The organism is Pseudomonas sp. S31 (genome assembly GCF_016648105.1).
Classification (GTDB): domain Bacteria; phylum Pseudomonadota; class Gammaproteobacteria; order Pseudomonadales; family Pseudomonadaceae; genus Aquipseudomonas.
This window is the reverse complement of sequence record NZ_JACVVE010000014.1, coordinates 46378-60778: the sequence shown is the minus strand read 5'-3', so window position 1 is coordinate 60778 and position 14401 is coordinate 46378. Positions and strand designations below refer to the sequence as shown.

Genomic DNA, 14401 nt, shown 5'->3' with positions numbered 1-14401 from the left:
CCTGACAGAAAATTTCGACGACTGGTATTGGCGGTCATGGGTATGTCCTCAAGGTAATCAAGGCAGTGGCAGGCATCAGGGCCCAACGTGGGCGAAGATCAGCAGCGCTGCCATGACCGTGATCGCCCCGCCGATGCGCGTGGCGATCTGGGCGAACGGCATCAGTTCCATGCGCCCGGCAGCGGTGAGGATGGCGACGTCGCCGGTGCCACCCAGGCCGCTGTGGCAGCCGTTGACGATACCGGCCTCGACCGGGTGCAGCCCCAGGCGGCGGGCCATGGCGAAACCGACCAGAATCAACGTCAGCACCGTGGTGAAGATCGCCAGCAGGTTGGCGACATGGAACGCCGAGATCAGCTCGTGCCAATGGGTGACCGCAATCGAGTTGGCGAACAGCAGCGGGTAGGTGACGCAAGCCATGAAGAACTTGAACAGCGTGCGCGAGCCTTCTTCCAGGCGCTTCGGTACGCCGTTGCACAGCTTCAGCAGCACCGCCAGGAACAGCATGCAGACAGGCCCAGGCAGCCCGAACAACTGGTGCAGCAAGACACCGGCCAGGTACAGCGTGACCGCGCTCATGCCGGCGGCGATCACCCACTCGATGTTCAGCCCTTGTTGCGGCGCCTCGGCTTTCGTCGCCAGTTCCGGGCCGCTTTCACCCACCTGCAAGCGGCCGTTACCGGTCAGGTGCGGGAAGCGCTTGCCCACCGCGCTCATGACGCCGCACAGGACGATGGCGAACAGGTTGGCCAGCAGGATGATTGGCAGCACCTGCGCGAGGACCTTGCCAGACTCGATGCCCATGACTTCCCCGTAGCCCACCGAGAGCGGGATCGCACCTTCACCGAGGCCGCCGCCCATCACCGGTACGCTGACGAAGAACAGCACCTGCTTCAGGTCCAGGCCCGCCGCCATGCCGACCAGGCCACCGGTGACGAATGCCAGGATCGAACCCACCATCAACGGCAGGAAGATCTTCGCGAAGCCCTTGATGATCATGTCGCGGTCCATGGTGAAGATGCTGCCGACCACCACGGAAGAGACGAACAGGTAGATGAAGTTGCTCGACTTGGTGAAGCTGGTGACAGAGGTGGTGACCGCATCCGGTACCCAGCCAATGCTCACCAGGTACGACGGCAGGAAAGCAGAGATGATAGCTGCACCGCCGATCTTGTTGAGGTAGGGAATACGCTTGCCGATTTCCGCGCAGGTAGCGCCGCCCAGGCCGATGATGGCGATCATCGTCATCAGGTCGGTACCGACCTTGCCGACGGCAACGATGCTTGCAACCAGCACGCACAGCACGATGTAGACCGGAAGCGGAATGAAGCTGACATGGATCTGGAACAGCCTATGCCACAGGCCGCTTTCAGGAGTGGTTTCAATGGGCACAGCGCGCTTCGCGATATCCGGGGTCATGGACATGGTGAAACCTCATTATTGTTGTAGGTTCGGGATCTATCTGCTCGCTCGTGGGCGGGCCTCGGTTTCAGTGTTGAAGCAGCCCTGCCTGGCGGGCTTGCAGCAGGATTTGCTCGGCACGGACCACGAATGGCCCGTCGACCATCTGGCCATCGACCTGGTAGGCGCCCATGCCGTCGGCTGCGGCCTGTTCTGCGGCGGCAACGATGCGTCGGGCTTTTTCGATTTCGGCGTCCGAAGGCAGGAACGCTTCGTTGGCCATCTCGATTTGGGTGGGGTGGATACAGGATTTGCCGGTGAAGCCCAGTTGCCTGGCATAGCGCGCCTCGGCGGCGTATAGGGCCGGATCCTTGATGGAGGGGTAAGCCGCATCGTAGGCGGCAATGCCGGCTTCACCGGCTGCCAGCCGCACCGTCAGCTGGATGGCTTGAATCAGGCGCGGTTCATGACGATCGATTCCCAGGGGTTCGAGCAAATCGGCAAAGCCCAGTTGCAGCCCCATGACACGTGGATGGGCCGCCGCGATCTCGCTGGCCAGGCGCAGGCCGCGCGGGGATTCGATGTTGGCCAGGATCTTCAGCGGTGAGGTGCGTCGGCATTGCGCCTCGAGCTGCTGCAGGTCTTCGGCCAGGCGGATGATCTGTTCGGCCGACTCGACCTTGGGCAGGTTGACGATATCGATGTTGCAATTGACCAGCGCTCTCAGATCGTCGGCGTAATACGCCGTGTCTTGCGCGTTGATTCTAACGATCAGGGTCTTGTCGGTCAGGCGCGGGCGGCTCAGATAATCACGCAGCTGTTCGCGAGCCTGAACTTTCGAACCCGCAGCCACGGCATCTTCAAGATCGAAACTGAGGGCGTCAGCGGCGCAGCCCATGGCTTTATCGAATAGCTCAGGGCGCGAACCCGGAACAAAGAGTTTGCTGCGCATTGTGGGCATCTCACTATTGGCCAGCCTGACGCCTGGAACGTCATGCCGGGCTGAAGGATGGGGCAGTCATCTTCAGCGTTGTTGTTGGTAACCAGCGCTTCAGATGGCTGGCGACCGTATGTTGCAAAAAACAAAAATGCAGTTAAAGTAGTTTTTCTTATCTTCAAAATCCAACAAAAGTTCACTATGGACACTCGCTATCTAGACAGTTTCCTGCAAGTCGCCGAGCTCGGCTCCACCGCTGCGGCGGCTCGCAAGCTGAACCTGACGCCGACCGCAGTCGCTCAGCGAATCAAGGCGCTGGAGAACGAACTGGGGCAGCCGATCCTGACCCGTGCAGGCAGGCGCATGCAGCTCACCGGTGCCGGTCAGGCGTTGTTGGAGCCGGCCAGGGAGCTGCTGGCGAGGGCAGGGGAGCTACGGGCGATCGCTGCCCTGGATAGCGTCGTGGGCGAATTGCGGATCGGCTGCATTACCACGGCGTTGAGTTACCTGGTGCCCAACGTGCTGGCCAACCTCATCCAGAACTACGCTCATCTGCACCCGCACCTCGAGCCGGCGTTCTCGACCGAGCTGTATCAGAAAGTGGTGTCGGGCCAGATCGATATCGCCTTGCTGGTCAAGCCACAGTTCGAGTTGCCCAAGGAGTTCACCTGGCAGCCGGTCAGCGACGAGCCTTTCGTGGTGCTGGCACCCAGGGAGTTGGCGAACGTCGACCCCCACGAATTGCTGGCTACACAGCCATTCATCCGTTACCACCGCAGTTCCTGGGGCGGAGTGATGGCCGCGAAGTACCTGTTGCAGGCCGGTATCCAACCCCATGAGCGCTTCGAGATCGATGCGCTCGACGCCATTGCCGCCATGGTTCGTGGCAACCTTGGGGTGTCATTGGTGCCGCGCTGGCGGCCCCTGCATGCAGGCCTCGATGAGCTGGCGCAAATCCCCTTGCCGGCACCTGGCCTATCTCGACCCATCGGGCTTTTATGGAAGCGCAACACCGCCAAGGCGCGGCTGATCGACGTCCTTCGCCATGAGTTGGCGTTGCAAATGCAATCGGTATGAGTCCAGTTTTTATTGATTTTGAATATATTAAAAAGCCATTTTATTTAACTCTTGGCCTCCGCAAAATGGTCCGACTCACCACGGCAGCGGCGTGAGCGCTGCCCGCCGTGCAGCCATAACAAGATCGGAGAAGCCAAGTGAAACCAGCCCTGAACGTCGATCACTCCACCCCTGCCGGGCCGCTTGCCGGTATCACCGTCCTGGATCTCAGTGCGTACATCGCCGGCCCTTACGGTTGCTCGTTGCTGGCGGACCAGGGCGCAACGGTAATCAAGATCGAGCCGCCGCTGGGCGATAATCTGCGTCGATACCCCTCCACACTCGCCAACGAGAGCCGCGCCTTCCTGGGTGTCAACCGCAGCAAAGTGGGCATCGCGCTCGACCTGAAAACCGCCGAAGGGCTGGAGGTCCTATACAGGCTGGTGCGCAGCGCCGACGTCCTGGTCCACAACTTTCGCCCAGCGGTGCCGGCGCGCCTGGGTATCGGCTATGCCGACTTGAGCCGTATCAATCCGCGCCTGGTGTACTGCGCGGTGAGTGGCTACGGCGATACCGGCCCGTTGCAGAACAAGGCCGGATACGACCAAGTGCTGCAGACCATGACCGGCATGTGCTCGGCCCAGGCCAAGCCAGGTTGCCCGCCGGAAATCCTCTATGGTTCGGTCGTCGACTACTACGCGGCGGCGATGGTGGCCGGCGCGGTGTCCTCTGCACTGTACGAGCGCGAGCGCTCGGGCAAGGGGCAGGAAGTTGGCGTTTCGCTGCTGCGCAGCGCCCTGGCGATGCAGTCTGCCCGGTTGGTATGGGCTGAAGGCGAAGCGCAGGAAATCGACCGCGACATGCGCTCGGGCGGCATTACCGGCATTCATCCTACCCGCGAAGGACACCTCTACATCTCCGCCAATACGCCGCATTTCTGGCAGGCGCTGTGTGAGAAGACCGGTTTGCAACACCTGTTCCACGACGCCCGTTTCGACACGGTGCGCAAGCGGGCCGAACAGGTCGAGGTGATCGTGCCCCAATTGCACGAGGCGCTTGCCCAGCATTCGGCGCTGGAGTGGGAAGTCATTTTTGGCGAGCAGGTGCCATGCGCCGCTGCGCGTCGAGTAGACGAGATGTTCGACCATCCGCAATGCCAGTCCGAAGCGCTCGTCGCGGATTTCGAGCACCCGGAGCTTGGCCGCTACAGGGGCTTCACCCGTGCAACCACTTTCAGTCGTACCCCTGGCCGAGTGCCGTATGCTGCACCGCAATTCGGCGCTGATTCCGACCGGGTGCTGGCAGCGGCAGGTTTCAATTGCGAGCAGGTTGCTGGTCTGCGGCTGAGAGGCGCAGTGTTGTGAAACTCCTCCCGCCTCCGATGCTACGTCCAGCCGCAGCAAGTACAACCATGCGGCAGGGTTGCAACGGATGAGCGCGGCGGGTGTCCAGTGCGTGACCCGTGAGAGGGTGGTCTTCGAATCGTTGCGCAGTGCCGGCCATGAGAGCTTCCGGAGTATCAGCAAGGCTTTCCTCGCTGGCGAGCAGCCTTGACCCTGTTTCTACTCGGTTTCGCCATGACAACCCATCAATGACCGCTCCTCTTGAGCGGTTTGGTCGAAGGCTTGGCATGCGCATTGTTGAGTGGACGGGCGTCAACTCACGCTCACTCCTGGCGGTCGAACACCCGCTCGACGAGTCGCTGCAGTTTCTCGATGCGTTCAGCCGTCCAGGGCGCCGAGAAATTCAGCGCCATGAAGTTCGAAAACGACCCCGCGGGCGAAAAGAAAGGTCCAGGTATGAAATCGAAGAGGTCATGGCTCGCAGTCGTGGCCAGCTTCATCGAGTCGAAACCTCGTGGCCCTCTGACCCAGCACATGTAACCGCCATCCGGGGAGGAGACGACAACCCTTCCCGCCGACGAGGCCTTGAGCAACTCGATACCCTGGCTCATCCGCTGCTTCAGCTTCAGGCAGGTGTCGCGCAGGTCGCGCTCGATCTTGCGCCCCTTCAGGTATTCGGCGAGTGCCCCCTGCAGTGCCGGGTGCGGCAAGTGGGTGGCGCCAAGATGGCGGTTGGTGCTCAGTTGGCGGGTGTGCCTGCCCGCCATGACCCAGCCGATCTCGAAAGCAGACGACAGGTACGAAGTGGTGCCACCGAACTGCACGATCCGGCCATCGCTGTCGAACTCGCCAAGCGAGGGGCTGCGTAGCTCGCCGTAGCCCAGTTCCGCAGTCATGTCGTTTTCGATGATCACAGCGTCGTGCTGGCGGGCGGCGCGCACCAGTCGCTCCAGGGTGTCCCGCGTGTAGGTCACGCCGGTGGGGAAGCGGTTGCAGCCCATCAATACGCAGCGCTTCACGCCCGTGGTCTTGAGGATGTGCTCGAACTGTTCAGGGTCGATGCCCTGTTGCGGGTGCGAGTAGATTTCCAGCGCCTTGATGCCACGGTGGCGCAGGCTTTCCAGCACCGGGTGGAACGAGGGGCTTTCGACCAGGACGGGGCCGGCGTCTTGCACCAGGCTGTCGAGGCAGAGATTGAACCCCTCCATCGCCGAGCGGGTGAGGATCACCTGTTCGGGCCCTGGGTAGAGCTCTCTCCGCCCGGCCCGTTGCAGGATCGCCGTGATCAGTTCCGGGTCGCCATCAGGCGCGTGGTCCAGCGGCGAGTGGGCGCGCAGCAACGTGCGGCGCAGCAACTTGTTCAGGCCCTGCATGGCGACGAGGTCGGCGGCGGGCAATGTGGCTGCCGCTGCCCGGGCGTGAAAGTGCCGGCCGGCAACTGCCCCATCCAGTGCCCGGACGGTGTCTGCCGGCATCACCGGCATGTCCTTGGCGAAGCGCTGAACGCTGGCTTTGGTCGGACCACACAGGTAGAAACCGGAGCGGTCGCGGGACTGGCACAGGCCCTGCGACTCGAGCAGCTCGTAGGCGCGGTACACGGTGACGACGCTGCAGCCGGTGTCGCTGGCGAGTCGACGCAAGGAGGGCAGCTTGTCGCCTGGGGCAATCAGGCCGGTATCGATACGTTTGCGCAGCAGCTCGGCGATCTCTCTGAATCGCGGCATCTCGACTCCCAATCTGTACTACTTGTAATCGTGAAAATGTGTGCATTGTAGTACAGGAGACCGCCCGTTAGAGTCCCTCCATCAGCGATCTCGGGAGGGTGCCATGGAGCAGTTCGTCATCGTCGGCGGCGGGCCGGCCGGCCATCGAGCGGCCAGAAGCCTGCTGGCCGCCAAGCCGCAGGCGCGGCTTGCCATGGTCAGCAACGAGCGGCAACTGCCGTATGACCGGCCGCACCTGTCCAAGCGCTTTCTGCTTGGCGACGATTCATCGCCGAGCCTGCTCGCGGACCTGGGCTTGCGCACCGAGTCGCGTATCGAGTGGATCAGCGGCGCAGCGGTGGGCGAGATCGACCGCGAGGCAGCGCGCCTGCACCTCGATACCGGCCAGTCACTGGCCTATGACAAGCTGGTGATCGCCACCGGCTCCCGGGTCAGGAAGCTGTCTGCCGAGGTAGCCCAGGCGCCTGTCCACTATCTGAGAACCTTCGAAGATGCGCTGGCGCTACGCAGCGTGCTGGCCAGCCATGCCCATGTGGTGATCATCGGCGGCGGCTTCATCGGCCTTGAAGTCGCAGCTGCCGCTCGCCAGCGCGGCTGCCGGGTGACGGTCCTCGAGGCGCAGCCGCAGCTGCTCGCCCGCACGGGGTGCCAGGCGCTGAGCCGCTGGGCGCAAGCGCTGCACACCGGTAACGGGGTGGAGCTTCAGTTGCAAGTGAATGTCAACGCGATCGAACGTGGCGCTGCCGGAAAAACCCTGGTGCAGACGTCTGCCGGCCCGGTGCTCGCCGATGTGGTAGTGGTGGGCATCGGGGTTCAGCCGAACGCGGAACTCGCCGGCACCTGCGGCCTGGACGTCGATGATGGTGTCGTTGTCGACAGAAACTGCGCGACCCAGGATCCCAACATCTTTGCGGCGGGGGAGGTGACCCGCTACCCGGTGACGCAGCTCGGCGTGCACACCCGCTCCGAGTCCTGGACCGCGGCCGGGGAGCAGGGCGGGGTGGCCGGTAGCGCCGCTGCGGGAGATCGCTCGGCTGCCTATGGCGAGATGCCCTGGTTATCGTCCGACCAATACACCAGCGCCATCCAGTGCCTGGGCATCCCACAGCTGGCCAGCAAGTACGCCTACCTGGGCGATGTCCACACCGACCAGTGGCTGGCGATGGGCTGGAGCAGCGACGATCGATTGGTGTGCGCCATTGGCGCGAACCGCAACAGGGACATCTCGGCGATCAGGCGGGCGATGAAGCGTAACGAGCCCCTGGCTGAAATCTACGCTTCGGCCCTGAAGTCGGCGCAAACAACAACAGGGAAATGATCCCGGGAAGGAGGGTTGTCTGATGGAAGCTGTCTGGGCCAAAGTCTGCGATGCCGAACAGGTGCCGCCCGATACTGCGTTTGCCTGCGAAGTCGATGGCAGGATGATCGCCGTGTACCGAGTCGATGATCGTTACTTCGCCACCGAGAATGTCTGCCCTCATGCCTATGCGCTGTTGTCGGACGGTTGGCTGGAAGGGACCGAGATCGAATGCCCGCTGCATGGCGCCCGTTTCGATATCCAGACCGGTGCCGTGCTGGAGGGGCCGGCCGAATGCGCCCTGAAAACCTATGCCGTGCGCGTCGAGGCCGGTGAAGTCCAATGCATCATCCCGGCCTGAGTCGAACATCCACCCGCGAGGAACCCGTATGCATGTGATCGACGCGTTGAGAACCGATTTCTACGAGGTCGAGCTGGACGGCAAGCCCGCCGGCAGTGGTGATGTGTTCGCCAACTGGGCTGCCCATGATCGCCTGGGCATCCTGATCTACGAGCCGCTGGCCGCACTCGGCGCGACTCACCTGATCCAGCTGGCGTGCATGTGCTTCTACGATTCGAAGCCGGTTCGCAGGAGCGAACGCAAGGTCTATCCAGAGATCTTCGCCATCCACGTGGGCGGTTGGTGGGGAGGGCACGGTAACTTCGATTTCTGGCCTGCCCGGCGCGAGGTGCAGGTGCCCGCCGACCCTTGTGAAGTGCTCGGTGCCCTGAATGATTTCGGCATCACCCGCCTGGCGCTGCCGGAGCGCCCGGTGCGTGATATCACCCACCGGCGCAAGGAGGAAGACTGCGCGCTGGATCGGCTCGTCACGGCGGTGATGTACAGCCCGAACGGCCGGATGGCCGCGCCGGACTTCACCATCAGAAGCAATGACCGACGCAGCGAGCGTGATGTGCAGCGCATCATCCACCCGACCCAACTGTCCGAGCAGAGTATCGCCCAGCTGCAAAAGACGGCGGTGCCGGTCAAGGAGACGGATGCCGATTTCATGCCCCGCCAGATAGCGCTGAACATCAACATCAGCGAGGCCATGCGCGAGCAGGCCGAGCGCGATCGTGCCGCGCTCAAGATCGATGGGCGGGTCACCGAATCCTACCGTTTCGCCGATCTGCAGAGCTCGCTCAAGCGCTTGTGATCGGCTGCTTGCCCCGCCTGACCAGCACCACCACGGCGCCGAGGAGCATGGTCACGGCCAGCAGGTAGACCCCAGCGGCGTAGTACCCGGTAACGCTTTTCGACCAGCCGATGACGACCGGGCCGATCATGCCGGCGAAGTTGGCCAGTGCGCTGATCGCTGCAATGCCCACGGCCGTGGCTTTCTTGCTCAGTACCGAGGCCGGGATGCTCCAGAACACCGGCATCGAGCCGTAGGTGAAGAAGGCTGCAAGGCTCAGCACCGCGTAGGCCGCCATGCCCGATACCGCTTGCGAAGCGATGACGGCGTAGGTCAGTGCCCCGGCGATCAGCGATGCGCCAACGAAGGCGCGGCGCAGCATGAAGCGGTCCGACAGCCAACCCAGCACCAGCATGCCGATCGCCCCCACGGCATACAGGCCGGCGGAGTACCAGGCGATGTCGCGGGTGCTGCCGCCGATGGACTCCTTGATGAACGAAGGCGCCCAGTAGTTGAGCACGACCATCGACATGACGATGGAGAAGTACACGAAACCCAGCGACAAGGTGATCGGGGAACGCAGGGTGGCGAGCAGTTTGACCGGACCCTCCGGGGCGCCGGGTTTTACCACGTGCTCGGCTTCGATCGCCTTGTTCAGCAGGCTTTTCTCTTCGGCCGAGAGGCGCTTGGAGGTGGCGGGGCGGTCATCGAGCATGAACCACGCCAGCAGGCCCACGAACACGGTGATGCCCCCTTCGATGATGAACATCCATTTCCAGCCGCTGAGCCCATGCCAACCGTCGAAGTGGGTCATCAGGAAGCCCGACAGCGGGCTGCCGATCACCCCGGCCACCGGGATGCCAAGGGTGAACCACGAGGTGATGCGCCCACGCCGTGAGGCGGGAAACCAGTAGCTGAGGTAGAGAATCATGCCGGGCAGGAAACCTGCTTCGGCGATACCTAGCAGGATGCGCGCGAGGTAGAACGCGCCGACACTCTGCACCAGCATGAACCCTGCGGTGACCAGTCCCCAGAGCACCATGATGCGGGTGAGCGTGACCCGTGCGCCGAAGCGTTCGAGCATCATGTTGCTGGGCACTTCGAAAAGGATGTAGCCAATGAAGAACAATGAGGCACCAAGGCCGTATTGCGCGGCGCTCAGGCCGATCTCGGCACTGAACTGCAAATGCGCGATGGCGACGTTGGAGCGGTCGATGTTGCACAGCACGTAGCTGATGAACAGAAATGGCAGGATGCGCCAGGCGACCTTTTTCAGGACATCCTCGGACCCGGCCAGGGTCGGTTGGGCGATAGCGTGACGTGTGTCGGCGCTCATGTTTCAGTTCCTCTTATTCTTGTGTGGAACAATCTGTATGACGGTGGCCAGAGGGGCGCTCGAAGCGGTGAGTCAGTGCCCAAGCGCCTTGAGCCGTTTGCTGATCTGCAAGGCCTGTTCGCTGAGCACCGCAGCCGTGGCGGCGACATCGTCCTGCGTCAGGTTGCCGGCAACCGCAGCGACGCTGAGTGCGGCGACGATGTCCCCGGCTGTGCCGTAGATCGGTACCGACAGGGCGGCTGTGCCCTTGGTCACGCCCTGGGAGGTGTAGGCGAATCCTTTCTCGCGGGCGGCCGCGAGCCTGGCCTTGACCTCATCGATGGTCAGGTTGCAGGCCTGCAGGCGTGCCTCGTTCAGCTGCAGCAGGTAGGCCGCTTCGTCGTCCGGCAAGCCGCACAGCAGCATCACGCCGGCGACTCCCACGCCCAGCGGGCGGCGGGTGCCGACGTCGATGGACATGACCTTGATCGGGAACGTCCCGAGTCGACGGTCCAGGCATACCGAGTCCCTGCCGCTTCGCACGGTAATGAACACGGTGTCGCCCAGCTGATCGCTCAGGTACTGCAGGTGCGGCTCGGCCAGCTTGCGCAGGGGCGAGCGTGATGGCCGCGCCAGGGCCAGCATGGAGATTTCACTGCCTACCCGGTAACGCCGGGTGCCTGGGTCCTGTTCGACGGCACCTTCGTCCATCAACGCATGCAGCAGGCGATGCACCGTTGGCCGAGACAGCTGGGTGTGCCGCACCACGTCGACCAGACGCATGCCTTGCTCTTGCCCGAGGGCGAGAATGCGCAGCACCTGGAAGGCGCGGCTCAATGCCCTCACGGTCGATGTACCGTTGTCGCTGGCTAGGTTGTTGTCGGTGTCGTTCATCGGCGTCTCGCAGTGCGGTGTACAGCTGGAAGTTCAGCTGGGATCGGGCCGGCTTCGATAGTGGTCTGTTGCCAGTACGGGAGACAATCACCTCGGGGTGTTTCGTTCCATTGCATGGACTTTTTCGGGTGTTGCCGCCTTCCTGGCTCAGTCCACCCAGGCGGTGATATCGCACTGGATCAGGAACTTCGAAGGCGTCGCGGCCTGGACGGCGTGGCGAGCAGGGCGGTTGTCGGCATCGGGGAACATTTCCAGCCAATGCTCATTGAGTGGGCCTCGACGGTCGCGATCCTGCATCCACACCGTCATCTTCACGATGTGCTCGCAAGTTGCGCCAGCGGCGGCCAGGATGCTGCGAACATGCGCGAACATATTGCCGGTCTGTGACTCCAGGTCAGGCGGTAGCTCCCCGGTCTGCGGGTCGTTGCCATTGATGATACCGCTCATCAACAGTGGGCCGCGGCGGCACGCTGCGGGGATCGGATTGGTGTGGGCGAACTGCTCCAGGTGAATGGTCTGACGCGTGGTCATGGCGGGCTCCATCTGCGAAGGGGAGGCTTATTGTTAGCGACCCTGACCGCGGCAAAAAAGCCGGCCGAGCGCAAAGAGTCCACCTGGTGGAACGAACTGCGGCAGGGCGGTTGTTGGGGGGGCTCGGGCTTTTTAAAGTCTCGCCAAGCCTCACAACAAGAGCAGACCCCATGGCGAACTACCTACCCTTCGACCCCAATCCCCGGGCGCCGTCGCCGTTGCCGCCGGCATTGGCCTGCGACAGCCAGTTCCATGTGTTCGGCCCGCCCGAGCGCTACCCCGTGCAGCCAGATGCCGCCTACACCATGCCGTCGGCAACCTGGGAGGTGGCGCGCGACCTGCACCGCACCTTGGGTATCCAGCGCGGCGTGATCGTGCAGGCCACCACCTATGGCGCCGACCACAGCGTGGTGATCGATGCGCTCGAAGGTCTCAATGCCGGTCAGCCGGCCAAACGCTACCTGGGTTGCGCCAATGCCGCCGTGTTGCTCGAAGGCAACGAGGCCCAGTTGCAACGCTTGCAGGACGCCGGCGTACGTGGCGCACGGTTCAGCCGGGCAGGGCTGGGTATCAGCTTCACGCCGACGCAGCTCAAGCGCGCATTGGCTCTGGTCAAGGAACTGGGCTGGTACGTCAAGGTGCAACCTTCGGCGGACGGGATCGCCGCCCAGTTGAGCGACTTCGAGCAGCTGGACATCCCGGTGGTGCTCGATCACATGGGCCGACCCAAGCCCGCACTGGGGCGCCAGGACCCGAACCTGGACAAAGTGCTCGGCTTGCTGGGCGAGGGGAATTTCTGGGTGATGCTGTCGCTCAGCGAGAAGATCTCCACCCAGGGCGAGCCCTGGGATGACGTGGTGCCGCTGGCCCGCACGTTGATCGAGGCGGCGCCCGAGCGCTGCATCTGGGGCAGCGACTGGCCACATCCGATCTCCGTCAAGCAACCGCCCAACGAAGGCGCGCTGATGGAACTGCTGTACCGCTTCGCAGCCGATGCCGCCACCCTCGAACGCATCCTCGTGACCAATCCCGCTCAGCTATTTGGATTCGACGCATGAAACTCGTGACCTATACTTACCAAGACGCCACCTGCTGGGGCGCAGTCGTCAACGACGGCGTCATCGACCTGGGCAAGCGCTTGCCGCACATCGGCGGTGTAGCGCAACTGCTGGCTGCCAGTGCCGCCACCCGGGATCAGGCACGGCAGTTCGCCGAGGGCATCGGGGCCGACTACCCGTTGGCGGAGGTGGTGCTGCAATTGCCGATACCCGAGCCCAGGAAGATTTTCTGCATCGGCGTCAACTATGCCCAGCGCAATGCCGAGTACAAGGACGGCAGCGACCTGCCACGCTACCCGAGCATTTTCATGCGTGTCCCGGATTCGTTCGCCGCACCTGAGCAGGCGCTGTTGCAGCCGTTGGAGTCGCAGCAACTCGACTACGAAGGCGAAATCGGCATCGTGATCGGCAAGGGCGGCCGGCGCATCCCCAGGGAGCAGGCGCTCGAACACATCGGCGGGCTGACCTGCGTCAACGAGGGGACGATCCGTGACTGGGTGCACCACGCCAAGTTCAACGTAACCCAGGGCAAGAATTTCCACCGCTCCGGCGCCTATGGGCCCTGGGTGGTCAGCGCGGATGAGTTTACCGAGGGCTACGACGACCTGCGCGTGCAGACGCGGGTCAACGGTGAGGTTCGCCAGGACGACACGACGGCGCGCCTGATGTTCGACTTCCCCGCACTGATCGCCTACCTGTCGACCTTCACCACGCTCGAAACCGGCGACCTGATCGTCACCGGCACGCCGACCGGGGCCGGCATTCGCTTCGACCCGCCGCGGTTCCTGCAGCCAGGCGACGTGGTCGAGGTCGAGGTTCAGGGCGTAGGCATTCTGCGCAACGGCGTGGAGCAGGAGCGATGATCCCTTCATTGAGCCCCGAGCAATTGCACAACGCCGCGTTGAGCCTGGAGCAGGCCGAACGTGAACGCAGGCAATGCCGGCAGTTTTCCTTGCAGTACCCGCAGATGAACCTGGCCGATGCCTACGCGATCCAGTCCGCCTGGGTCGCTCACAAGGTGGCAGCCGGGCGGGTCATCAAGGGCCACAAGATCGGCCTCACCTCCAAGGCCATGCGGCGGGCGGTGAACATCGACGAGCCGGATTTCGGCGTATTGCTCGATGACATGTTGCATGCCGATGGCGCTCGTATCGCGACGGAAAAGTTCATCGAACTCAAGGTCGAGGCCGAGCTTGCCTTCATCCTGGCCAAGCCCTTGAGCGGGCCCGATTGCACCCTGTTCGACGTGCTGGATGCGACCGCCTACATCACCCCCGCGCTGGAACTGCTCGATGCCCGCATCCAGCGCCGCGACAGTGAAAGCGGCCGCACGCGAACCGTGCTCGACACCATTAGCGACAACGCAGCCAATGCGGCGCTGGTGCTTGGCGGGCGTGCATTCAAGCCAGACCTTGTCGATACCGATCTGCGCCGTATCGGTGCCATCGTCAGCAAGAACGGTGAGGTCGAGGAAACCGGGCTGGCGGCGGGGGTGCTCAATCACCCAGCCTATGGCGTGGCCTGGCTCGCCAACCGGCTGCACCGGCATGGCGTCACCTTGCAGCCCGGCCAGGTGGTCCTGGCGGGGTCGTTCATTCGCCCGATCGATGTCGTGCAAGGCGACACGGTCGTGGCCGACTTCGGCGAGTACGGCAGCGTCTCTTGCCACTTAGCCTGACCACCCGTTGCCTTCGATGAGCGAGACCCAC

At 63.3% G+C, this 14401-nt stretch carries 14 protein-coding genes; 8 read left to right on the top strand and 6 right to left on the bottom strand.

What is annotated here, in order from left to right:
• Window positions 1-75: 75 nt before the first annotated feature.
• A complete protein-coding gene (locus IAE37_RS12735; protein ID WP_201174121.1) occupies window positions 76-1425 on the bottom strand; it encodes a 2-hydroxycarboxylate transporter family protein in 1350 nt (449 codons plus the stop codon).
• Between the two features lie 64 nt (window positions 1426-1489).
• Window positions 1490-2353: an HpcH/HpaI aldolase/citrate lyase family protein gene (locus IAE37_RS12730; RefSeq protein ID WP_201174118.1), complete on the bottom strand. Its 864-nt coding sequence runs from the start codon at window positions 2351-2353 to the stop codon at window positions 1490-1492.
• A gap of 186 nt (window positions 2354-2539) precedes the next feature.
• On the opposite strand from IAE37_RS12730, the gene IAE37_RS12725 reads away from it, so the two are divergent.
• Both IAE37_RS12725 and IAE37_RS12720 read left to right on the top strand, forming a co-directional pair.
• Window positions 2540-3415 carry a LysR family transcriptional regulator gene (locus IAE37_RS12725; protein ID WP_201174115.1) on the top strand — a complete coding sequence of 292 codons (876 nt, stop codon included), beginning with the start codon at window positions 2540-2542 and terminating at the stop codon, window positions 3413-3415.
• A 137-nt stretch (window positions 3416-3552) separates the two neighbouring features.
• Window positions 3553-4758 (top strand): CaiB/BaiF CoA transferase family protein, encoded by a 1206-nt coding sequence (locus IAE37_RS12720; protein WP_201174114.1) that lies wholly within the window; start codon window positions 3553-3555, stop codon window positions 4756-4758.
• Window positions 4759-5060: 302 nt separating this feature from the next.
• On the opposite strand, the gene IAE37_RS12715 is transcribed toward IAE37_RS12720, so the two are convergent.
• A complete protein-coding gene (locus IAE37_RS12715) occupies window positions 5061-6461 on the bottom strand; it encodes an aminotransferase-like domain-containing protein (protein ID WP_201174113.1) in 1401 nt (466 codons plus the stop codon).
• Between the two features lie 103 nt (window positions 6462-6564).
• On the opposite strand from IAE37_RS12715, the gene IAE37_RS12710 reads away from it, so the two are divergent.
• Genes IAE37_RS12710 through IAE37_RS12700 form a run of 3 tightly spaced genes read left to right on the top strand, consistent with a single transcriptional unit; the run spans window position 6565 to window position 8915 of the window.
• On the top strand, window positions 6565-7779 hold the full coding sequence (locus IAE37_RS12710) for an NAD(P)/FAD-dependent oxidoreductase (protein WP_201174112.1): 1215 nt from the start codon (window positions 6565-6567) through the stop codon (window positions 7777-7779).
• Between the two features lie 22 nt (window positions 7780-7801).
• Window positions 7802-8119: a nitrite reductase small subunit NirD gene (gene nirD / locus IAE37_RS12705; protein ID WP_201174111.1), complete on the top strand. Its 318-nt coding sequence runs from the start codon at window positions 7802-7804 to the stop codon at window positions 8117-8119.
• 28 nt (window positions 8120-8147) lie between these two features.
• A complete protein-coding gene (locus tag IAE37_RS12700) occupies window positions 8148-8915 on the top strand; it encodes a hypothetical protein (RefSeq protein ID WP_201174110.1) in 768 nt (255 codons plus the stop codon).
• On the opposite strand, the gene IAE37_RS12695 is transcribed toward IAE37_RS12700, so the two are convergent.
• The 3 genes from IAE37_RS12695 to IAE37_RS12685 all read right to left on the bottom strand — a co-directional run bounded on the left by IAE37_RS12695 (window position 8902) and on the right by IAE37_RS12685 (window position 11634).
• Window positions 8902-10230, bottom strand: a complete 1329-nt coding sequence (locus IAE37_RS12695) for an MFS transporter (RefSeq protein WP_201174108.1) — start codon at window positions 10228-10230, stop codon at window positions 8902-8904. The genes IAE37_RS12700 and IAE37_RS12695 overlap by 14 nt on opposite strands.
• Before the next feature lie 72 nt (window positions 10231-10302).
• The gene (locus tag IAE37_RS12690) at window positions 10303-11103 is read right to left on the bottom strand and encodes an IclR family transcriptional regulator (RefSeq protein WP_201174104.1); all 801 of its coding nucleotides are present in this window, start codon (window positions 11101-11103) and stop codon (window positions 10303-10305) included.
• A 147-nt stretch (window positions 11104-11250) separates the two neighbouring features.
• A complete protein-coding gene (locus IAE37_RS12685) occupies window positions 11251-11634 on the bottom strand; it encodes a RidA family protein (protein ID WP_201174101.1) in 384 nt (127 codons plus the stop codon).
• A 170-nt stretch (window positions 11635-11804) separates the two neighbouring features.
• On the opposite strand from IAE37_RS12685, the gene IAE37_RS12680 reads away from it, so the two are divergent.
• From IAE37_RS12680 to hpaH, 3 genes are read left to right on the top strand one after another with little or no spacing between them, the layout of a single operon-like run.
• The gene (locus IAE37_RS12680) at window positions 11805-12692 is read left to right on the top strand and encodes an amidohydrolase family protein (protein ID WP_201174098.1); all 888 of its coding nucleotides are present in this window, start codon (window positions 11805-11807) and stop codon (window positions 12690-12692) included.
• Window positions 12689-13555 (top strand): fumarylacetoacetate hydrolase family protein, encoded by an 867-nt coding sequence (locus IAE37_RS12675; protein WP_201174095.1) that lies wholly within the window; start codon window positions 12689-12691, stop codon window positions 13553-13555. The genes IAE37_RS12680 and IAE37_RS12675 overlap by 4 nt, the downstream gene beginning before the upstream one ends.
• Complete coding sequence (gene hpaH / locus IAE37_RS12670) at window positions 13552-14370, top strand: 2-oxo-hept-4-ene-1,7-dioate hydratase (protein ID WP_201174092.1); 819 nt, start codon at window positions 13552-13554, stop codon at window positions 14368-14370. The genes IAE37_RS12675 and hpaH overlap by 4 nt, the downstream gene beginning before the upstream one ends.
• Window positions 14371-14401: the final 31 nt, after the last annotated feature.